The organism is Limnohabitans sp. Rim11 (genome assembly GCF_001269365.1).
Taxonomy (GTDB): domain Bacteria; phylum Pseudomonadota; class Gammaproteobacteria; order Burkholderiales; family Burkholderiaceae_C; genus Limnohabitans_A.
The window spans coordinates 1-21,012 of the sequence record NZ_CXOM01000006.1 but is presented as its reverse complement, the minus strand read 5'-3'; the positions used below and the strand labels follow the sequence as shown (position 1 = coordinate 21,012).

Here is a 21,012-nt window from a genome sequence, read left to right as displayed (position 1 = left end):
AGGTTAAGCAGCCTCTACTTGCTTAAACTGAACAATGTTTCCCTCTGGATCCCAACCATCCAACACCACAAAACCTCGAAAACGCCAAGCTTGCTTGAGGGGTTTAAGATGACCGCCCGTTGCTATGGCTGCAGCCCGAACAACTTCTAAGTCTTCCACTACAAACGTAGGCTTCATGGGTGTCTCATCACGGGGAACCGGCGGTGAGGCTATTTCGATGCTGTTGGCATAGGTTTTTGAAATGGCATGTATCACCACTTCATGACCCTGCCCCACTAACAAGTCATGGGTTTTGTCAGACTCTTCTAACTTTAAGCTTAAGGCTTGTTGATAGAACGCAGAAACTTTTTCCTTGTTCTTGGCAAAGATGACAAGGCCTTGGAGGGGTAAGTTCAGTTTATGAGACATATAGGCTGTTCGTTCTGGATAACTCTAAACGAGTGCTTCAATTGAGTCTTCGTCCCTCAATCTTGACGGGCAATTGCTGGATATCGTGCATGCCATAGAGCCCCACTATTTCGCCCGACAATCTATCACCATCAATTTGCGCTTTCACTGATTTCAATAGTTTGTCTTGGTTCAAATAGCTAAAGTGCAATTGCGCACCCTCTAAGCGAACACCCACCAAATTTTGTTGTTGACCTTGAAACGCAAGCGTGCCAGCTGCCCTTTGAAAAACTTGATCAAATTTGACGGTTACGAAAGGCATGCCCTCAAGACCCGTGATATTCCAAGTGCCCCCAACTTTGGCTGGCACGGTCCAGAAATAACCCGTTTCTCTGCCTGCACGAATCACCTGATCGGGCTCCCAGTCGGCCATAGAGAAGGTGTTTGATAAAACACGAGTGCCAGGTTTCATGGCCAAAATGCTGGGTCGGAGTTGTGCATTCAATTCCTCCAGCAAATACAAAGTAAGCACCGTGGCTTTAGAGAAATCTTCTTTGAAAATATCGCCATGAATAACGCGTACTTTGTCTGCAACACCAGCGCGTTGCGCGTTGCGGCCGGCCAGAGAGGCCAGCTCTTTGTTGTATTCAATACCCAATGCTTGGGCGCCAAAGTTTTTGGCAGCTGCAATAGGAATTTTTCCGTCGCCTGCACCCAAGTCAATTAACAAATCGTTGGGCCCCACTTGAGCTGCTTCCAACAACTTATAAACAAGATCGTCGTTGGTCGGGAGCCACATGACATCCTTGCCCATTTGCCCTCTTTTAGGAACATAACTTTCTGTTGGCAGCGTTCCACATGATTGCAGCAGAAAAATAATAGGCAAAAAGAAAACAAGCCGGATATTGAAAGTCATATGTTCAGGGGGTAGTCGTTTTACTCAAAACGCTGATTGCTTACAGATTTCAATCTGCTTGCGATTTCCATGTATGGTTAGTCTATCTTGATATATAAACTTCGTCATTAATATTAGCAATTGGATCAAGCAGCCATGCAGTTGATCAAGGTCACCTATCTAAAAATAAACTAATTACGTTTTTCGTATGCAAATTCAAACTCTTGAACAATTGCGCGCCCTTTACAAGACACCCTCTGAACGCGCTGTCTTGAAGGAGTTGACGTACATTGACAAACACATCCAAAGATTCATTTCTTTGTCACCTTTCCTGACCATCAGCAGCGGCAATTTGCTTCATCAAATGGATTGCTCACCGCGAGGTGGAGAAGTAGGGTTTGTCAAAGTTTTAGATGTACAGACCCTTCTGATTCCAGACTCTCCGGGCAATAACAGACTGGACACTTTATCGAACATTATCGAAACCTCTCAGGTCGGATTGCTGTTTTTTGTGCCAGGCATTGACGAAGTGGTTCGTGTGAATGGCAAAGCGACTCTTCAGACCGACCCTGATCTACTAGCGCACTTCAATGACATGAAGAACAGGCCCAAACTGCTGATCAAAGTTGGGGTAGAGGCAGCCTATATGCACTGCCCTAAAGCAATGATGCGGTCCACGTTGTGGTCAGTTGAAAGCCATCAAAAATTTGATGCAATGCCAACACTGGGTGAGATCATTCAAGATCAAACCAAAATGACTTCGCCCGTCGAAACGCGCGAGGAAATGTTGAAGCGTTACTTGCCTGAGCTTTAAATTAAAGATGGACTTCAGGTAGGTAGCGCGTATATGACAAGTACGGAAGCAATGCCGAAAACAATGGTTTATGTCTTTCGTGCCACCCAAAAAGTAGCACCGTTCGGGCCATACTGCTCGGCATGCTCGGTGCCTCGGGCGATAAAAAATCCTTGGCCAGGCTCTAATGTCTGAGAACCCTCAGCTAGCTCTAACTTGACCTGACCTGCCACCACCTGAACTCTGGCATCAAAAGGGTGGACATGCTTTTCAAGGACAAGGTTTGGCGCCCATTCTTTTTGAACGACCTCATCAAAACCGTCGTCCATAGCTTGTGCTGTAAATTCAATGAGGTTTTCGCATGACTTCATCTAGATAGCTCCAACCGATGCATGAGCATCAGAAATTTTGAATGAGAGTGTGGCGGTGAATTTTGAGGATGAACCATTTACCGATTGGATACATCTTATGACAGGATGATGAAAGCATTCAACCTATTTTCATTTGACGCTCAGTGAGTCATCACTCTGGAAAACCCTTGTTAAATGATTCCAAAAAGCTATTTCATTTCTATCTCAGCAGCGTTAAATTGAACCCTGCGGTTCATCGCGAATTACTTTTTAAACTTGAAGAAATTCAAGATTGGTCTGCTCGGGCTACTGGCAGCGGATTAAGCAGCTGGGTTCGCAGCAACTTAGCGCGTCAATTACCTATCTAAAAACGGAGACACATCATGGCTTTGTATCTAGTTCGTTCACGCTACACAACCACAGCTTTCCAAGGCATGCTTTCTGCACCTAGCGATAGAGGCGAGGCAGCGAAAGCACTGTTCAAATCTTTGGGCCTTAAAACTTATGAAGTTATGTTTTCAATTTCCAATGGCAGCATCGTTTGCTTAATTGAAGGCACTTCTGAGCAAATTACGGAAGCCCAGATGATCACCATGGCAAGCGGTGCATTCCAAGAAATTCAAGTAGAAGAATTGGTTTCAACCAAAGCGATGAAAACAGCGATGACCAACGCTGGTGCAAAAGCAGCCAAATACAAAGCGCCCAATAAATAATTGGCGAATCTGCTTTGAGCTCAATTCAAGGAAGGCAAGCTGTCGAAAAAAACGACACTTGCCGACCAGAACTTGAACCCTGCATATCAACCCAACAGGGAAGATGACGTTTCAGCTTTCAAAGCAATTTGACAACTAACAGCTTTAAATCCTAACTTGCTGTAAATCTTATCTGCCGTCGAATCAGGCTCGCTAACAATGATGAGTTCCTGCACTTGACTCTGCTCAAAAGAATGCTGCGCAAGCATGCCACAAAGCTTGGTTGCAAATCCGCGACCACGCCATTTGGGATGTGTGATGACATCTCTGTATCTTCCCTTAGAGCCATCTTGATCAAAGAATAAGCCACAAGAAGCAACAGGCAGGCCTTGATACAACAGGAGCCACCAATTGCCCTGGCCCAAATTTGCTGCCTTTAGTCGCTGATCAAATTGCCACTCAATAAAATCTGCAGTAACGCCTGTTTCAGGTGATGCCTCAAGATCGGCCAATGCAATCTTTAATGCACTTTTGGCTTGATCTTCGGTATTTACTTGGATCAATTCAACTTCAGATTCCAACGCAGCACTACTGACATGAAATTGAAAGTCGCTTCTTTTTGCAAGCCTCACCATGGTCACATCTAACTCAGCATTTGAAGCTGCTGCTATTTTTGAAACATCAGGCATGACTCCATCAAAAGGAATTTCCCACTCTAATATCTGCCACAAAATTCCTTTTTCTTGAGCAAAATGTTCTAACCATTGACTTCTGATATGAGGCAAAGACGCAAGCGTGACTGGGCTATTCGATACGAGGTAATTGCCAAACCAATAGTCTGATCGCGACTTGGTTTTGTAAACGATAAATTGATCCGTCACCTCTGCATTTGTATCAGGGCAACGCGCAAAGCAATCACTCAATGAGCCCAATCCATATTCTTTGGGGAGAGACATTTTCAATTTCCTAACAATCAGATTTATCTCACATAATGCAAGTAGCTAGATTCAGAGTTTAAAACGCTTGAGCTCAAAAACAGGTAATTGACTGTATGACAAACTTAACCTCAATTGAAGCCCCAAAAAATAGCCACCCCCTGGTCTATTTACTTTTGATCATTCCGTTTGGCGCGTCCATGGGGTTCTTGACTGTCACCGTTGTGTATTTACTGGGGCGGGCAGGTGTTGATGCTGTGGCCATTGCCGCACTGGTGGCTTTGAGTTTTTTGCCGCACACCCTTAAATTTCTTTACGCACCTTTGGTAGACCTCACCCTCACCCGCAAAAAATGGTTTGGTCTATCCAGCATTACGAGTGCTATCAGCCTTGCCATGCTGGGGTGGGTTCCTGCCATTGAAGCCAACCTGCCATGGCTAGAAGTTTTAGTTCTGGCTTCTGGCATTTCAACAGCGTTTTTGAGCATGTCCGTTGAAAGCCTGATGGCGCACAATACTTCGCCCGAGCAATTGGGTCGCACAGGGGGTTGGTTTCAAGCTGGCAATTTGGGTGGCGGCGGTCTAGGGGGCGGCTTAGCTTTAGTCATTGCAGAAAACACGACGCACCAGTGGCTGCCGGGCTTGGTTCTTGCCACCATCTGCTTGCTGACGGGACTGGCTGTTCGCTATACCCATGAACCTCAGCAAGAGCCTGCCCCTCAAGCGCCGACCGTTCAACCGGTTGGCATCATGGCCCAATTTCAACTGGCTTGGAACGGTCTAAAAATTGTTTTTTTAGACTTGTGGCAAGTTGCCAAGTCACACAGAGGCTTTCTGGGCTTGTTCATTTGTTTTTTACCCATTGGTTCAGGTGCAGCTGGCATCTTGTTTCCCCTGATTGCTGAAGAATGGGGTGCCAATGCCAATGATGTGGCCGTAACCAGTGGCGTTCTTAGTGGCTTGCTGTCTGCCTTAGGTTGCTTGGTGGGAGGCTATTTGTGCGACAGGATAGACCGCAAGATTGCGTACTGCTTGTTTGGCCTTTTCATGTCTGTGTGCTCAGTAGGCATGGCTTGGGCGCCACACAACCTGTCCATGTATTACGTCTTTGTAATGGCCTATGCATTCATTACTGGACTGGGGTATGCGGCGTTCACAGCAGTTACTTTAGAAGCTATTGGCACAGGTGCTGTGGCTACCAAGTTCAGTATTTTTGCATCGCTTTCAAACACACCCATCGCCTATATGGGCCTACTCAACAGTTACTTTTATAAAAACGCAGGCAGCAATGCCGGTTTGTATTCAGATGCTGCAATGGGCGTTGCGGGTGTAATGCTCTTTTTGCTAATCCGGAAAATAATACCTTTTCGCAATTCTTAGGATTTAACTATTTGAATTGATCGTAAAAACTAATCTTTAATTTAATTGAGAGACCCAGCATGACCATTGAACTGTCCAAAGAAGTAAGGCAGCAAGCCATTTCCTCCATTGAGCGATATTTTTTAGAGAACATGGATGAAAAGATTGGCAATATTGCGGCTGGTGCGCTGCTTGGTTTTTTTGTTGATGAAATAGGTCCTGTGATCTACAACATGGCTGTTGCCGAGGTGCAAGAACGAATTCAAACGCGGGTGATGGAAATTGATTTAGAGGTCAACGAAGACCCATTTCAGTATTGGCGTAAATACGACCATATGAAAAAAAGATAGGCCAAAACCTGATGGCACCTTGCATTTCAGATGTAGCATTGATACTATATATTGACTTGACTTAAAAGAGGAAATTTCCATGTTCGATTGGATTTCAAAAATTTTCAATTCAAAGCCTGAGCAACCCATCGAACTGTCCGAAGACGAAAAAAAAAGCTCAAGTGATGACTTCATGACTCAAGCGCTTGTTTTTCCTAGTGCCAACAACGCACTACACCCCAATGGCTCAGCCGATAGTTCAGATGCGGGCAGCAGCGATGGCGGGGGCTCTGCTGGAGATTGATGGGGCTTGCCCCTAAAACCCAGTAACGCTACAGCCTTACCTGTTCAAACCCTAGCTTTTAAGTGACAACATCAGGCCCACTTTTGGATCCACATTGCCTGATAACACTTGTGAATAAATATTCGATACAGCCGCTGGTCCGTTATGAGCCTCAACTGACAACCAAGGCGCATGAGGGTTTGTAACCCTATCAATGAACGATTTCCAATCCGCAATAATCCGCTGCATCAGGACAGCATTGCCCCATTCGCCACTCCGCTTTGCAACCTGTGCTGGTGCAAAAAAGAATGTAGCTCGCGGCCCAGGCTTTGGCAAAAATTCAGATTCGCAGCAGAGGTAAGCCCTACTACCTTAATGTTAGATCGATGTTGAAGCTGAACTGCTGTGGCGTAGGCTATTTTGCTGGATGCGCTAGAAAGCAAAATCGTATCAGCCTCAAAGAAGTTCTAATCAGCCAGAAAATCAATGCTTTTCATTTGTGATGCCATAACAATTAAATTTGAAAACTAGATACTTCTGCGAGTGGCGTTATCTCAATCTAACTGACGAGCGTATTTAGACCTATCAAGATGGGGACAGTGATGGAACCCAGCACCACGAACCGTCGTTTTATACGACACTGATTGACCACGTCAACCCACGAGCATGATTGACCCGATGAACTTAAACTTGACTCAACGATTCTTACGCAGGGCTAAAAATCGGCGCTTAAATTCTGCTTTGTAATACCCTTTGGAACTAACTTCGTTTTATCGCACCAAGACATCCCTGAATACCCCAAAATTTATTCAAAAGTTGTAAGAGTCAAAATAAACTAGCTATTTCCAAGAAATTCAAAAGGCTATGCCAATTAAGTCAAAAGGTGGAAAGTAAATCTAGGCTATCTTAGGGTATAGATTTATTTTTCTCATCAACCTTAAGGAGCCAATATGTTTCAAGTAGTCGTTCAGTCTGCTATGCGTCAATTGAAATCAAAATTGCGCTTACCTGCACCACCTACGCAGTCAACGGAAACAGGTAAGAAACCTGAATCCAAAGACAAAACAGGGCTCATCTTGGTGCTTGCGATTGGTGGTGGAATATTGATGATGGCTATATTTTCAAATCTTCCGACAAACTAGGTTCGGAGTTGTTGGGTCAACCCAATCTCACGGTTCACGCGAGTTAGCCTAACCTGAATCAACGAGTTTTACTGATCGTTTGACCTTTTGAAGGACGTCCTCCAAGGCCTCAAACTTTATTCAAAAGTACCATGAGTGCTATGTAGCATTTATACTATCTTCATGAGCCGCAATGAAGAAATTCCCGTTTACAACCGCATTGCCGAGCAGCGCGAGCTGCTGGGCATGTCGCGCCAGCAATTGGCCGAATCTGTGGGCGTGCACTATCAAACCATTGGCTACCTAGAGCGGGGCGAGTACAGCCCCAGCTTGGTGCTGGCCATGCGAATTGCCGATGTTTTGGGAAAAGACATTCAAAGCCTCTTTTCTATCCAACCTTTTCCAAAAGGCAAATCACATGACAGATAAAAAAGGCAATAAATATTATTGGTCTGCAGGTGTCACCAAGAATGAAGTCATTGAAAGCTTGAACGACAACAGGCCGTCTAGGTTTCGCAATCAGTTCAACCGTCGAGTTTTGGTGCTCTTCACGGCGGCTTGTCTCATCGGTTTGAGTTTTGTTTTCTTCATTGACCAACCCAAGCTGAAATCCTATTTAGAAATTGTTTTGCTAGTCATTGTGTTTCTTCTGTATTTCCAATTGCGCAAGTCGGTTAGAAATGTGGCAGACGCTCCTGACGAGTTGTTAGATGAACGGCAAATAGCCATCCGAAATTCAGGCTATCTGCATGCTTACCGCTGGTTGTCGGCGGTCATATTTGTATATGCCATTGTGTTTATTGGATTTTTTGAAATATTTTCTGGCTCTTTGAATGGAGCCACCAATGTCAAATTCTCGCAGCCACTCATTGCTTTTTGCATGTGGGTGGCTTGCTTGCCTTCCATGGTGTTAGCGTGGTTACTGCCTTCTGAGCATTCAATTTCTGAGGAGTCAAAATGAAAACCCTTTTTCAAAAAATCAAAAGCCTTTATGCGCTGATCAATCGGGGCATTCTCAAAGTGTCCGACTGGATGATCAGTGGGTTTCGCGTGGCGCTGGTCTTTGGTTTTGTCTTGTACGCAGTAGGTATCGGTTGGTTTGTTCTTTATTCAGACAAAGTGAGCCTTGAAGATCACACGGTTTTGGTCATGGACCTCAAAGGTGTCTTGGTTGAAGAATCGCCAGGCGGCCTGAAAGACAAGCTCATTGGTGAGCTTCAAGGCAATACCCCTGAAACAGTCCGACTGCGCGATATTGTCATGACGCTTGAGCTGGCAGCCAAAGACAAGCGCATCGACAAAGTGCTTTTAAAACTCAACGACTTTCAAGGAGGCGGTTTGGTTTCTTTGCGCGAGGCAGCCAGTGCCATTGAAAAATTCAAAGCCTCAGGCAAGCAAGTGGTGGCATGGTCTAGCTTTTATGACCAACGCCAATATTATTTGGCGGCGCATGCCAACCAAGTGCTATCGCACCCCATGGGCGGTGTGCTCATTGAAGGCTTGGGCAGAAGCCGCAATTATTACAAAGATGCATTAGACAAACTTGGAATCAAAGCCAACTTAATTCGAGTGGGCCAATTTAAATCTGCTGGTGAACCTTATGTGTTGAATGCTCCCTCGCAGCAAGCCTTGAAAGCCGAGGCCCATGTGTATGACGCGTTGTGGGCTTTGTACACAGGCGGCGTTGAAAAGGCGCGCAATTTGCCTGCAGGCAGCATTGATCAAAACATTGGCAAGCTGCCCGACGCGCTCATCAAGGTCAAAGGCAATCCAGGCCAATTGGCACTCGATTGGAAATGGGTCGATGGTTTGCAGACTTTTGAATCATTGCGTGAAACGCTCATGAAAGAAGTGGGCAAAGACGAAGACATTCAATCTTTCCGTCAGGTTGGCTGGAAAGACTATCTCACCTCTGAAGTGAAGAGAGTCAAAGGGGAGCACATTGCCATTGTGGTGGCCGAAGGTGAAATTGGCGATGGCCGCGCACCAGCCGGCAAAATTGGTGGTATCTCCACATCTGAGCGCATTCGAAAAGCGGCTGAAGACAAAGATGTCAAAGCCATTGTGCTCAGAGTGAATTCTCCTGGTGGCAGTGTTTTGGGCTCTGAACTCATTCGCGAGCAGCTGCAAATTGCCAAAGACAAAGGCAAACCCATTGTGGTGTCCATGGGCAACTTGGCGGCATCCGGTGGCTATTGGATCTCAATGGCGTCTGATGTGGTCATTGCTGATCCGGCTACCATCACTGGCTCTATTGGTGTGTTTGCCATGTTGCCCACTGGTGAAGGTTTGATGAGCAAAATTGGTATCAATACAGGTGGCTACCAAACCAGCTGGCTTGCGGGTGCTTACGATCCTCGAAAAGCCTTAGACCCCCGCATGCAGTCTTTGGTGCAGTCGAGCATTGAACACATCTATACCGATTTTATTGGCAAAGTGTCTGCCACTCGCAGCATCGAGCTTGCCAAAGCAGACGAGCTAGCCCAAGGCAGAATTTGGACAGGTGCGCAAGCAGCCAATCACAAGCTGATTGATCGACTCGGAAGTTTTTCCGATGCCGTTGAAGAGGCCCGAAGCCGGGTTGCCAAACTGGATGGTGCCAACGCCAACGGGAAAGAGCTCCCTATTCGTTATGTGGGACCCCAAACCTCACCTATCGAAAAATTTGCCCAAAAATTCATGGGTCAGATTGGCTGGATTTCTGCTGAATCAGTGGCCCCTCCAGCTTGGAATGTGTTGTCAGGACTTTCGGGCGCTGATGCTTTGATGCTGAACAGATTGGGACAAGATTTGAGCTGGTTGCAAACGGTTATTGACAAAAAACAACCCTTTGGTGCTGCGGCGCACTGCTTGTGCAATGTGTTGCCCTAAAAGGTGGAGCGTTTGATGGAGGCATGCCATATTCAGATTTTGACAATAATATTTGTCTACTGAATTGGGGGAACGCCACACTGGCATACGCCGTCAGGTGGAAATGCCCAAGCGTGTTCGACCTTGGTGGTTTACTACTGAATCAGGAAAACTTGCCTTGTCAGTGCGTTATGGCACTCGGGTGCTGGAACTAGCTCGGGGCAAAGTGGCAGTGGAAGTTGGCAGCGAGAAAGATTTAGTGCCCACACTAGAACTAATCAAGACTGCCGTGCTCAATGGAGAGTTGGACACACAAATTGATGCCGCTGCCAACAAGCTGCGGGATGGGTTTAGTCAGTAAATGTCGCAAATTGAACAAAGGTGCTTGATTGCACCTTTGTTCGTTCATCGTCCCGTTGCTGGACGATCATTCCAAACCACCAGCACCATCAACTGTCGTGTAAAACGACACCTAAGCCTGAACAATTCGCTCACCGTTGGCATATTTGCCATGGAAACGAAACCAATCTTCCGCCGACATTGCATCAGGCAGAACTTTTTTAAACGCTTCCGGCGTGCCAAGCGGCCCTTTCTGCACCTCGTAATATAAAAACATATGATGCAAATCTTTCAAGAACAGTCGACGGAAAAAGATGGGCATCGCCAGCTTGGCCTTAACAGGCACTCCACTGACTTTGGACAACGCCTCAGCCACCTGCTCCAAATTGCCTTGCCAACCAATGACGTCGAGTGACTGACTCAGCCATTGATCAGGTGCCTTCAATTGAATGGCCGCCGCCCTGCCAATGTCATAAGTGGCGCAGAACTTATTGTGATGAAGCGACAAGAACTTCACAACGCCTTTCTTCAAAGGATTCCAATTGGCCGCGTCGTCTAAATTTTCAAAAAAAGCACAGGGGCGCAATATTGAAAACGGCACTCCCGACGAACGTAAATATTTTTCTAGATCTACTTTGGCATGCAAGTGAAGCACGTGCTCGTCAAAAAACTCTGCGTCAGCCACACTCATAAATATCAAATGATTGACACCCGCAGCCTTTGCAGCATCTATCGCGGCACGACCCTGTTCAAACTCTAAGTTGGCATTCTTTTTAGCTGCCGCAAAATAATCAGTGATGACGAATACTTTTTTAGCACCGCTCTGCGTAAATGCTTTGTCTAAATCTTCTCGCTGGGTGTAGTTACACACAACTGGCTTAACACCCATTCCAGGTAAGCTGCTATTGCTAGACCTTGTGGTTCCATAGACTTCAAAACCAGCCTCTAGAAATGCCTTGCTGACATTGCGTCCGACCTTACCCGTTGCGTTGAGTACTAAGACTTTTTCTGATGACATTGCGTGACCTTTGATTGATTCTTGAGTTGCTTAAAGCAAGCGACTCATTGGAAGTGATCTTATGCGCTCAAATAAGGAACGAAAGACCTTAAAATGAGACGAATCATCCCAATAATGAAACGAAATGAACCTTGAAGATTTGTCCGACTTTGTGCTGGTTGCCACGCATGGCGGCTACGCACAGGCGAGCCGCGTAAGTAGTCGGCCCAAGGCCACACTGTCTCGGAAAGTCATGTCGCTAGAGTCAGCATTGGGTGTGCGTCTATTCGAACGGGGCGCTCGAGCCGTCCATCTCACTGAGGAAGGCGCTTTGCTTTTAGAACGCGCTGTGAACCCATTGCACGAGCTTAATGAAGCCGCGCAACAACTGCGAGATGGCAGCTCAAAACCCCAAGGTCGTTTGAGAATCAATGTGCCGACACTGTTTGGGCAAATGTTCATGGGTCGATTGGCGGCCCAATTCACCACGGCATATCCAGAGGTTCAACTTGCAATCACCATGGAAGATCGCGCAGTAGATCTGGTCACAGAAGGCTACGACTTAGTGATTCGCATCAATCCTGAAACCAACTCAGAATTGGTAGGACGATGTTTTGTGCAGGACGAGGTGCTGGTGGTATCTACACCGCAATTCAAGAAGAAATTTCTCAATGTCAAAAAACACAATCAACGCTTACCGGTTGTGGTTCGCTCATCCCTGATTGCCAAATCTGTTTGGCAAGTGGGTGACAAGCAACAGCAAGATTTAGAGGCCCAAGTTGTGCTTGAGTTGCCAACACTCACGATGATTCGCGATGCGTTACTTACTGGCATAGGCGCAGCCAAACTCCCAAGTTTATTGATCGCCAAAGATCTTGAAGCGGGGCGCTTGGTGAGTTGGGGTCCTTCATTTGACAAGCCTTCTGAGCTTTGGGTGCTTCACGCCTCCAGAAGATTTTCAAGCGCGAAGGTGAATGCATTCATTCGGTTTCTTGAGACGGCGTTTCCTCAGGATTGGATTTAAACGCTGCTGCTTGGCTAGAGCGTTGAACAGCAAAGCTACGGACATCTATCAGTCAAAGCGTACGTTGAGAGTGTGAATCGGTCATTCAATGTAAGTTGAACTTCAATAGGTGATCTCTGTGCTTTTAAATTCAGATCAAACCCCAGACTCGGTTAAAAAGTGTCATCACACACCAACTGTCGTGTTAAACGACACCTGATCTCCACATCAACCCGACAGCACGGTCAACCCGCAGAAATCCGACCTGACAGAACGATTTGTACGCAGCGGGCAAAATGGGCTACATCCTTAAAGACCCCAAACTTTATTCAAAGGCTCTGAGAATCAAAACTCAGGGTTTTCTATAATTTAATGGGCTACACAACTCAGAACTCAACTATTTTTTGTACATGCTGTTACTGTTAATGTCCAAATACGAGAAATGTAAATCATGAATTGGGGAATACAAATGAAAAAAATACTTGCATTAATTTTTGGTTTCCTAATCAATTTCACGTGTATTGCGCAACCAATATTGATCGAAGAAAAACTAGACAGGATGCAAGGATTTTTAACGAAGAGTCCAGTTTATATAAGAGCGTTAGGATGGATGCCAGAAGAAAAAACAGACACAGCAATCTTATATTTCAATGGTTGGCCTTCCATTTCAAGAATCGAATCTGATAAAACATTCTTTAATGGAGTGAATAGATTTATGCGCGTGAGCATGCTAACAAAAGAAAATATCGGCTTTGTACTAATGGATTGTCCAACAGACCAGTGGGGAAATAAATCGTGGGACACACCAACAGCTTGTGACGATTCCTATAGAAGCTCAAATCAACATGCAGAAGATATTCAAAAAATTATCAATTCATTGAAAGAAAATCAAGGAGTCAAAAACTTTTATTTGATGGGTCACAGTCACGGAACAATAAGTGCAAAACTATTAGGAAAAAATATAAGAGGCGATATAGCTGGAGTCATTAGCAGCGCCGCAGTGACGGTTAGATATAGGGGAGCTGTATCAAATTTTGGATGGGCTGGTGAAGCATTTAACATGAGGGAATTAAACGTTCCAGTTTTAAATATTCACCATGAGGAGGATGGATGTTTTGTAACGCCTTACTTAACTGTAATAAAGTATTCAGAAAAAAACCTGGTCACTGTTAATGGCGGCACAAAGAATGGGCCTGTTTGTGGAGGGGGACATTACCATTCTTACGAAGGAAATGAATTTGAAGTCAACAATGCAATTATCAGATGGATTAAAACACGCGAAGTTACACCAAGCATTGGTACAAAATAAATCAGATATCAAACCTGCATCCGTGATTTATACCGATCGCTTGGAATTGACGATGAGTTTTCAGTTCAACTCAACCCCCATCCTTGGAGACCCCAAACTTGATTCAAAAATTCTGAGAATCTGTGAGTTGATCCCTGCTTAAGAATTAAGCACTATCTGCGATTAGTTTGTCTCAAATTTAGATGCCATTCGCTAATCGCTCCCTAGGACCAAGAGAGATATTGGATTCTTTACGGCTTAATTGAACTTAAATTCAAAACATTGCGTCTTAAGAATTCCTTCAGCTGAGCTCATTAAATTCTAGTTCTCAGCAAAGCAATTTCATTGCAATCAAAGGGAACTATATGAGCAACGATTCAAACAAAGGCTATAAATTCAATATTTTGAATGGTGCCGTCACAGCAGTTTATGAGATCAAAAATGGACGCACTAAGTTTGAAAAAATGGACAGGGATGAAGCCTGGTCAGTTGATGGTGGCAATGTCGTCAAAACTGAGTATGAACACGGTCGCGCTGAAACTACCATTTACAGCGACATTGACGGAGATGGAATTTTTGCCAAGATGTCCAAGTCTTATTCCACTGATAGCTCATCAATCTCAAACTCAATAACAACACAAAATTCAACTACCAGCCAATTGCAAAATGGCTATCAATTTGATGTTGTCAATGGCGCTGTAGCTGCCGTTTATGAAATTGAACGCGGCTATAAATCACAAGAAAGAATTGACTTAAACGAAACTTGGACAATTGACGGCTCCAACATCATCAAAACAGAAGTAGAACGTGGCATTACAGAAACCTCAATCTACTCAGATTTAGATGGTGATGGTGTGTTCGCTAAGGTTTCAAAATCTTATGTTGCGACAGATGGAAGTGTTTGGAGTGGAAGCGCTTCAGGCACTGACAGCGATGACCAGTGGCGCGGTAACAATAGCGATGCTCACTACTATGCAGGAAACGGCAATGATCGCTTGTCAAGTGGCAACGGTAATGACGATCTATATGGCGCCGATGGCGATGATCAATTAAATGGCGAATCTGGCTCTGACGACCTTTATGGCGGTATAGGAAATGACCGTTTAGACGGTGGTAATGGCGATGACTACTTGAACGGTGGAGCTGGTATTGATGCACTGACAGGTGGCATTGGCAGTGACGACCTGTATGGTGAAGATGGTGACGACATCTTAATTGGCGGAGCAGGTTCAGACGATCTTTATGGCGGATTGGGGAACGACACATTCAGAATTACAAATGTGTTTGAATCAGGTCTGACTAGCACCACTCGCGATCATATTTTTGACTTTACCAATGGCGACAAAATTGATCTATCAGCCATTGACGCTACAGTTGGAAATTGGACAAATGATGTCTTTATATTCATCGGCAATGCTTCTAACTTGTCACTTGCCAACGCAAACGGCGCTGTATGGTTTGAAAATGGCGTTCTGTATGGAAGCAACGACAGAGATACAGCCGCTGAATTTCAAATAGAGCTTGTTGGTGTAACTTTAATTAGTCAAACCGATTTAGTTCTGTAAATTTCCATTGCTGGGATTAAGGCGCCTTCGGGCGCCTTTTTTGCCTATGAAGACGTCAACCGTTTGTCCTTTAAAAGGACATCACCACCAACTGTCGTGTAACACGACACCCCTTGACCACCCCAACCCACGAACACGGTAGACCCCCTGAAACCAAACCTGCCTCAACGATTTATACGCAGGGTTTAAAAATCGGCGACGAATTTTTAAACCACCGAACTCTCAAACTATCAGCTTCAGAGCTAGTGCAAGTTTTCTATTTTATTGATACAAAACAACTTGCAATTTGCACCTTTAAGATACAAATCATCTATTCGTAAAACCTTGAACTTACATTTTCCAAATGTTAAACAACACTTGCATTAGCCAAGTGCTAGTAATTTATAACAAATGAACAAAAGACAACTATTGTCTGCAGACGAGTTAGAAGCCCTGCTTGCCAGACCAGGGCAGGCAGATCTAAATCCAGACAAATTTTTCCCCTTGCGTCTTTGGCTCGTCTGGATAGCTGGACTTATCTGGTTCATACGATTGACTGTATTTACAGATGAAGTGGCAAGCAGCCTTTTCACAGACCCCTTGGTCAGGGAATACATGAAGTCTGCTCTTTATTTCAGGGCTTGGATCATGTTTGCATTTATGTTCATAGGATTTATTGCCTACAAAACCGAGAAATATCCTGCACTTTTCTTTTTAGCAATGTTCACTGTGGGTTCGATTAATTTCATTGCCGACATGACAATCTTCTATAAAGATCAATTTGCGAACCCAACTATAGGCTTCAACCTATTACTCGTATTTAGATTTTTTATGTGCTATTTGATGTTTGTTTCAGTTCGCAATGCCAACCGCATCCCCAAAGGCGACGACAAGTGGAATCCGTTTCTACCATTCAAGAGAACAAGCGCCCCACAAACTTGAAGACCCGAAAATTTATTCAAAGGCTTTGACATTCAGTGGCTATAAAGGCTATCCGTAAGCTCCACGGGTATCACGCTGACTTCTGGGCAAAGCAATAGCCCACGATTGCATTGGCGTGTCCGTGTCCAAGACCATGCTCAGTCTTCAGCCAATTCACAACTTCCATGTGTTTCATGCTTTTTTTTGAACAAGTTTGATCCAGTGTTCAATGCGACAGAAAGTCCAATCTAACGCTGTTAAATCCAAGCCTAAGACGACTTCTGCGCCAAGTAGTAGTGCGAGTGCTTCAGTTGGGAACAATCAGTTAAAACGAGTTATTCACAATCCCAACTCAGTTGCCAATATTCAGCGCCAACTTGATCCACTTGCAGTTGATCCAACGATAAAGAAATTGACTAACTGAAACCTGATAAATCTATCGCTGTCCTCGCATCCTTCTAGATCTCAAACAAATGAACACTACCTAAAAAGCAATTAGTTGCTTGGTAAATTTGAGAACATAGCCATCAACAATATTCCGCCGCCAATCATAAGAATCAGAATAAGCCCTGTTTTGTCTTTAGATTCAGATTTTTTATCTGTTTCTGATGAGCTTGTGGGTGGGGCAGGTAAACGCAATTTTGATTTCAATTGACGCATAGCAGACTGAACGACTACTTGAAACATATTGGACCCTTAAAGACGATATAGAAGTTAGACCTTCATTGCAGGATAGCTTGACTTTACGTGTGACTTATTGATCCAAACGAAATAATCCTCTGAATTACATTTAAAAATTATTTAAACTGCAATACTTTGATTCATTCGGTTTCACTTGTATTTACAAGAAAACCAATTACAAACATTCCCAATGAAAAGTAATACAAGGCAGTGAAATTTTCAGTCAAGGCGTGAACCAGAAGCGCAACAAGAAGCACCAATACCCCGACCATTGTGCAGCCGATAGAAAATGGATTTGAACTTGAAGTGGTCATTTGCAACTTTCGTTAGTTGCCCCAATGTAGAAAAACCACCCAAGTTTGTAAATTCGCCCCAAGCCGTAAGGGCAAGCCCTTATATCAACTTAAGATTTGACAGAAAGCCGCAGAAGGTCAGCAAGCGTCTTTATTCCCAGCTTTTCCATCACTCTAGCCTTATGAACCTCTACAGTTCTAGGGCTGATTTTCAGCAATTCTCCGATTTCACGATGACTTTTTCCTTGGGAAAGAACATCAAAGACTTCTTTCTCCCGAGGTGTCAGCAAGCTCAGTTTTTGATTTTGTTGGATATTTTCGGTAGTGGCAGATAGATTTTGAAATGAACGGTTGATAGATTCCAAAAGCTGTTCAAGTACAAATGGCTTTTCTAAAAAGTCCACAGCATTGCCTAAAAATGCTTCACGCATCACTTGAACATCTGCAAAGGCAGTTAGAAAAATGATTTGAACTGGTGTCTTTAAACTAAGCAAACGGTTTTGCAGTTCTAGTCCACTCATTCCCGTCATCTTCAAATCCAAAATGATACAAGCGGGACGATTGGGCAAACTAGATAGGAAAGACTCAGCACTTTCATAAGTCCGGCAGTCGTAGCCCTTTAAACCAAGCACCAAGCTCAGTGAATCACGCACAGACGCATCATCATCAACAATACAAATCAGTTTGTTTTCAAACATCTATTTTGTTCCCTGTTGGCAATGAAACAACAAAACATTTTTTAGGTTTTGATCTGTACGAAATTGATCCATCATTGTTTTCAATCAATGACTTACTGATAGACAAACCTAATCCCAAGCCATCTTTTTTATCACTGTAAAAAGGTTTGAAAATAATTTCACTTTCGTAGATATCCAGTGTTTTACCTGAATCAAAAATGCTTATTTCAATTCGCTGTTGCTTATCAAACGCAAACATTACTTCAACGACACCATCCGAGTTGGCTGACTCTATAGCATTCTTGATCAAGTTGCCTAATGCTGTTTTAACCTGAGTGATGTCAACCATCACCCACACTGGTTCGCGGAGCTTTTCTATCTTTAACTGGACATTTAGCTTTTGAGCGTAGCTTTCTAACTGAAAAACTGTATCTGTCACCAACTGGTCAACATCTGCCAACTTGATGTTTGATGCACCACCGATGAAAAAACTTCTCAAACCACGAACAATCTCAGAGGCACGAATTGATTCTTTGATGATTTGATCTAGTGTTTTCCGCAATGTATCTTTGTTTTTTCCGTTTAGCTCGTTGTGTTCACTTGACGAAAGCAACATCGCAGATTCTGCATAGGCATTGATAGCACTCATAGGCTGATGCAGTTCGTGTGCGAGAGATCCTGCCAACTCACCCGCTGCCACCAACTGCAATGTTTCTTTCAATTTTTCTTGTGTATTCAAGCGCTCATCTACAACCGTACCAATGAGCAATCCCGTCATTGACAAAGTAAACATCACAATTTGCATATCAATCAAATCACTGGGCAGCACACCAATCTGGGTAAAACTGATGACTAAAGGTATTTGCACCACAGCCGCGGCAAATGTGGCGCCTGGCAGAGAATGAGCGGCGCCAATCAAGCCAACTGCAAAAAACAGCGGGAAAAAATATTTCATCTGCAATGCAATAGGCAAAGAAAAAACGAAATATTCACATACTAGAAGCCCCAAGAACAATAGCCAAAATGATTGACTCTTGAACATTTGCTTGAATTGATTTTGTCTGTATTGATTTAAAAATAAAAGAGACAACGGAAGTACGACAACCAGTCCCAATAGATCGCCTACAAAAAAACGATAACTTGCCTCTGCAAAATCTTCTTTGACTAATTTTCCTATTAAAGTTTGAAATCCAACATACAAGATTGATGTAATTGCCGCACCAATCACGCTAACCAAACTTAGCTTAAAAACTTCAACTCGGTTTTGAAGTCTTGGAACACCTTTCATTAGCTTGATCAATACATACGAAATACTTGCGTAGCATCCGATCAATATCGTATTTCCAATCAAAACAGAAGATGAGAAAATGATTGAATCGCGGATTAACCAGTCAGCAAATCCGATTGTGATAAACACCCACGGAGCCCAATTCAATCCCGCCCAAGTTAAGAAAAGTACTTGAACTGCGGCTGGCGGGTTCCAAGGTGTGATGTTGAGCTGCCCCATTGGATGAATGAAACTAAGCCAGTCAACGCACACAAATACAAGCGAGAACAACATCGCTAGCTTTAAGTTTTTCATTGAATGAGTCATCATTTGTAAAGTTATACCCTATTCAATCCACAGCAGCCCCGCCATCCCTATAGACCCCAAACTTTTTTCAAAAGTTTCGGGAATCAACTTTTCATCACTTCACCGATATCGTCATTCCTGATATCTGATTCAATAGTTTGCAGTCACCGGCTTGGACACCTGTCAAAAAGTCACGAATTACCTGCAAAGTCAATGTCTCCGTTTTTTTTGATATGCCTCGCCCAGCAAAGTTCATATGAGTGGCACCACCAATGACGCCAAGCCACTTGCATCCTGCTTTCATATTATTAAATGGCTCGGTTCTTGTTTCCCAAGATAACCCACCCAATTCCTTGTCTTGAGTACCCGTCAGCATCAAAACAGGTGGACTGATATCGCTCCACGCCATTTCAGGAAATATCAATCCAGAACCTTGTGGAGAAATTGCGATGTAAGCCGTGAAATTAGAAACTTCAGCAATATTTAATTTGTTGCGTGCACCTGCAGCCATCATCACAGTCGCTGCACCCATTGAGTGACCAATCAAAACAGCCACTTTAGAATTGCACTGACTTTGAACCCATTCTTTCGCAACAGCAATGTCCATAAATCTAGCTTGGTAAGCCTTTGGGTCTGTAATAAGTTTGGCTAAGCCTTCGCTTAGTGTTGTTCCGCTGGTTTGCTCTTTAACAACTTGAAGCCCACTTTCTTGATGACCAACAACTACCGCAAGATAACCAAAATCAGACATCGCTGATCCGAGATAGTTATAGCCTTTTTCAGACCCACCTGCTCCGTGCGAAATAATTGCAACGCCTTTGCATTCACTTGCAATGGGCTTGTAGACCATTGCCGAGACTGTCTTTGAATCTTTGCGTAGTAAGCTAATTAAATCTTGTCCAATTGGCATTCCCCCAATTTTGTAGACACTCTTCATAACGCAATTTGACGTCTCTCGAACTCAAGGGGGCTGAGTTGGTCAAGATGTTTGTGACGCCGAACTGGATTGTAGAAGCCTTCAATGTACTCAAAGACCTCAGACTTGGCCTCCTGCCTTGTTTTATAAATCCTCTTTTTGATTTTTTCACTCTTCAAGTTACTGAAGAACGATTCAGCCACCGCGTTGTCCCAGCAGTTGCCTCTTCTGCTCATGCTGGGGCTCAATCGGTTTTCCTTGCACCAACGGCTGAACTCGTCACTGCCAAACTGCGAACCCTGATCCGAGTGAATGATCACGGAACCCTTTGGACGGCGACGCCACACAGCCATCGTCAAAGCATCAAGAACTAAAGTGGTCTCCATGCTGCCTCGCATGCTCCAACCCACCACCGCCCTTGAGTGCAAATCCAGCACCACCGCCAAGTAGAGCCACCCTTCATATGTGCGGATGTACGTGATATCGGTCACCCAAACTTGATCCGCCGCGTCTTGCTGGAACTGGCGCTGCAACTGGTTGGGCGAGACCTGTGAGGGCCGGCCCACCTTGTAGCGAGGCCGCTTGTAGCCCCGCACAGACTTGATTTGAGCCATCCGCATCAGTCTGGCCACTCGGTTCTCGCTGCACTGAACTCCTGCCTCCCTCAAATCACAAAAGATTCGGGGGCTGCCGTAGATACCCATGCTCTGCTCATAGAACTCTTTGATCTGCGCTGTCAGGGCTTGGTTCTCCACAGCCCTTGCCGACAAGGGCTCCAGCAACCAGG

General features: G+C 44.5%; 26 protein-coding genes and 1 pseudogene. 14 read left to right on the top strand and 13 right to left on the bottom strand.

All coding sequences use genetic code 11. The annotated features are described in order from the left end of the window. Positions 1 to 3: 3 nt before the first annotated feature. Both AMM03_RS13310 and AMM03_RS13305 read right to left on the bottom strand, forming a co-directional pair. Positions 4 to 408 (bottom strand): VOC family protein, encoded by a 405-nt coding sequence (locus AMM03_RS13310; protein WP_090132388.1) that lies wholly within the window; start codon positions 406 to 408, stop codon positions 4 to 6. A 37-nt stretch (positions 409 to 445) separates the two neighbouring features. After that, a complete protein-coding gene (locus AMM03_RS13305; RefSeq protein WP_228764704.1) occupies positions 446 to 1,186 on the bottom strand; it encodes a methyltransferase domain-containing protein in 741 nt (246 codons plus the stop codon). Positions 1,187 to 1,490: 304 nt separating this feature from the next. Between AMM03_RS13305 and AMM03_RS13300 the strand changes: the two genes are divergently transcribed. Beyond that, entirely contained in the window at positions 1,491 to 2,096 is a 606-nt protein-coding gene (locus AMM03_RS13300; protein WP_090132385.1) for an MSMEG_1061 family FMN-dependent PPOX-type flavoprotein, read from the top strand. Between the two features lie 68 nt (positions 2,097 to 2,164). Here AMM03_RS13300 and AMM03_RS13295 read toward each other — a convergent pair whose 3' ends face one another. After that, entirely contained in the window at positions 2,165 to 2,446 is a 282-nt protein-coding gene (locus AMM03_RS13295) for a cupin domain-containing protein (protein WP_090132383.1), read from the bottom strand. 362 nt (positions 2,447 to 2,808) lie between these two features. On the opposite strand from AMM03_RS13295, the gene AMM03_RS13290 reads away from it, so the two are divergent. Then, the gene (locus AMM03_RS13290; RefSeq protein WP_090132382.1) at positions 2,809 to 3,138 is read left to right on the top strand and encodes a GYD domain-containing protein; all 330 of its coding nucleotides are present in this window, start codon (positions 2,809 to 2,811) and stop codon (positions 3,136 to 3,138) included. Positions 3,139 to 3,224: 86 nt separating this feature from the next. Here AMM03_RS13290 and AMM03_RS13285 read toward each other — a convergent pair whose 3' ends face one another. Next, entirely contained in the window at positions 3,225 to 4,073 is an 849-nt protein-coding gene (locus AMM03_RS13285) for a GNAT family N-acetyltransferase (RefSeq protein ID WP_090132380.1), read from the bottom strand. 95 nt (positions 4,074 to 4,168) lie between these two features. Here AMM03_RS13285 and AMM03_RS13280 point away from each other — a divergent pair, with 95 nt between their 5' ends. From AMM03_RS13280 to AMM03_RS13270, 3 genes are all read left to right on the top strand, one after another. Then, on the top strand, positions 4,169 to 5,431 hold the full coding sequence (locus AMM03_RS13280; protein WP_090132379.1) for an MFS transporter: 1,263 nt from the start codon (positions 4,169 to 4,171) through the stop codon (positions 5,429 to 5,431). Between the two features lie 59 nt (positions 5,432 to 5,490). Continuing rightward, a complete protein-coding gene (locus tag AMM03_RS13275) occupies positions 5,491 to 5,760 on the top strand; it encodes a DUF2164 domain-containing protein (RefSeq protein WP_090132377.1) in 270 nt (89 codons plus the stop codon). Positions 5,761 to 5,839: 79 nt separating this feature from the next. Beyond that, entirely contained in the window at positions 5,840 to 6,043 is a 204-nt protein-coding gene (locus AMM03_RS13270) for a hypothetical protein (protein ID WP_090132375.1), read from the top strand. Positions 6,044 to 6,094: 51 nt separating this feature from the next. On the opposite strand, the gene AMM03_RS14420 is transcribed toward AMM03_RS13270, so the two are convergent. Both AMM03_RS14420 and AMM03_RS14415 read right to left on the bottom strand, forming a co-directional pair. Then, positions 6,095 to 6,358, bottom strand: coding sequence for a DUF2855 family protein (locus AMM03_RS14420; RefSeq protein WP_090132373.1), 264 nt, complete (start codon positions 6,356 to 6,358; stop codon positions 6,095 to 6,097). Then, positions 6,271 to 6,471: pseudogene (locus tag AMM03_RS14415) on the bottom strand (DUF2855 family protein); the annotation flags it as partial. The pseudogene AMM03_RS14415 and the gene AMM03_RS14420, both read right to left, overlap by 88 nt. 501 nt (positions 6,472 to 6,972) lie before the next feature. Here AMM03_RS14415 and AMM03_RS14205 point away from each other — a divergent pair. The 5 genes from AMM03_RS14205 (at position 6,973) to AMM03_RS13240 (ending at position 10,354) form a co-directional block, all read left to right on the top strand. Then, positions 6,973 to 7,164, top strand: a complete 192-nt coding sequence (locus AMM03_RS14205) for a hypothetical protein (RefSeq protein ID WP_194942902.1) — start codon at positions 6,973 to 6,975, stop codon at positions 7,162 to 7,164. A 162-nt stretch (positions 7,165 to 7,326) separates the two neighbouring features. Then, positions 7,327 to 7,572 carry a helix-turn-helix transcriptional regulator gene (locus AMM03_RS13255; RefSeq protein ID WP_090132369.1) on the top strand — a complete coding sequence of 82 codons (246 nt, stop codon included), beginning with the start codon at positions 7,327 to 7,329 and terminating at the stop codon, positions 7,570 to 7,572. Further along, positions 7,562 to 8,104 (top strand): hypothetical protein, encoded by a 543-nt coding sequence (locus AMM03_RS13250; protein ID WP_090132368.1) that lies wholly within the window; start codon positions 7,562 to 7,564, stop codon positions 8,102 to 8,104. The genes AMM03_RS13255 and AMM03_RS13250 overlap by 11 nt, the downstream gene beginning before the upstream one ends. Further along, entirely contained in the window at positions 8,101 to 10,014 is a 1,914-nt protein-coding gene (gene sppA / locus AMM03_RS13245) for a signal peptide peptidase SppA (RefSeq protein ID WP_090132366.1), read from the top strand. The genes AMM03_RS13250 and sppA overlap by 4 nt, the downstream gene beginning before the upstream one ends. 52 nt (positions 10,015 to 10,066) lie before the next feature. After that, positions 10,067 to 10,354 (top strand): DUF6641 family protein, encoded by a 288-nt coding sequence (locus tag AMM03_RS13240; protein WP_194942901.1) that lies wholly within the window; start codon positions 10,067 to 10,069, stop codon positions 10,352 to 10,354. Between the two features lie 111 nt (positions 10,355 to 10,465). Here AMM03_RS13240 and AMM03_RS13235 read toward each other — a convergent pair whose 3' ends face one another. Further along, a complete protein-coding gene (locus tag AMM03_RS13235; protein ID WP_090132364.1) occupies positions 10,466 to 11,350 on the bottom strand; it encodes an NmrA family NAD(P)-binding protein in 885 nt (294 codons plus the stop codon). Between the two features lie 124 nt (positions 11,351 to 11,474). Here AMM03_RS13235 and AMM03_RS13230 point away from each other — a divergent pair, with 124 nt between their 5' ends. From AMM03_RS13230 to AMM03_RS13215, 4 genes are all read left to right on the top strand, one after another. Next, positions 11,475 to 12,353: a LysR family transcriptional regulator gene (locus AMM03_RS13230; protein WP_090132362.1), complete on the top strand. Its 879-nt coding sequence runs from the start codon at positions 11,475 to 11,477 to the stop codon at positions 12,351 to 12,353. A gap of 430 nt (positions 12,354 to 12,783) precedes the next feature. After that, positions 12,784 to 13,641, top strand: a complete 858-nt coding sequence (locus tag AMM03_RS14200) for an alpha/beta fold hydrolase (protein ID WP_194942900.1) — start codon at positions 12,784 to 12,786, stop codon at positions 13,639 to 13,641. 344 nt (positions 13,642 to 13,985) lie between these two features. After that, positions 13,986 to 15,185, top strand: coding sequence for a calcium-binding protein (locus tag AMM03_RS13220; RefSeq protein WP_090132359.1), 1,200 nt, complete (start codon positions 13,986 to 13,988; stop codon positions 15,183 to 15,185). A 390-nt stretch (positions 15,186 to 15,575) separates the two neighbouring features. Next, complete coding sequence (locus AMM03_RS13215; RefSeq protein WP_090132357.1) at positions 15,576 to 16,106, top strand: hypothetical protein; 531 nt, start codon at positions 15,576 to 15,578, stop codon at positions 16,104 to 16,106. Between the two features lie 70 nt (positions 16,107 to 16,176). Here the strand turns inward: AMM03_RS13215 and AMM03_RS13210 are convergent, their stop codons facing one another. The 6 genes from AMM03_RS13210 to AMM03_RS13185 form a co-directional block, all read right to left on the bottom strand. Then, a complete protein-coding gene (locus AMM03_RS13210) occupies positions 16,177 to 16,281 on the bottom strand; it encodes a DUF4287 domain-containing protein (protein ID WP_090132355.1) in 105 nt (34 codons plus the stop codon). Between the two features lie 299 nt (positions 16,282 to 16,580). Next, positions 16,581 to 16,772, bottom strand: coding sequence for a hypothetical protein (locus tag AMM03_RS13205; protein ID WP_090132353.1), 192 nt, complete (start codon positions 16,770 to 16,772; stop codon positions 16,581 to 16,583). A gap of 397 nt (positions 16,773 to 17,169) precedes the next feature. Next, positions 17,170 to 17,757 (bottom strand): response regulator transcription factor, encoded by a 588-nt coding sequence (locus AMM03_RS13200; RefSeq protein ID WP_090132351.1) that lies wholly within the window; start codon positions 17,755 to 17,757, stop codon positions 17,170 to 17,172. Continuing rightward, positions 17,750 to 19,318, bottom strand: a complete 1,569-nt coding sequence (locus AMM03_RS13195; protein ID WP_194942899.1) for an ATP-binding protein — start codon at positions 19,316 to 19,318, stop codon at positions 17,750 to 17,752. Before AMM03_RS13195 ends, AMM03_RS13200 begins: the two co-directional genes overlap by 8 nt. A gap of 106 nt (positions 19,319 to 19,424) precedes the next feature. Beyond that, a complete protein-coding gene (locus tag AMM03_RS13190) occupies positions 19,425 to 20,219 on the bottom strand; it encodes an alpha/beta hydrolase family protein (RefSeq protein WP_228764703.1) in 795 nt (264 codons plus the stop codon). 23 nt (positions 20,220 to 20,242) lie between these two features. After that, on the bottom strand, positions 20,243 to 21,012 hold a 770-nt coding region (locus tag AMM03_RS13185), incomplete at its 5' end, for an IS3 family transposase (protein ID WP_194942898.1).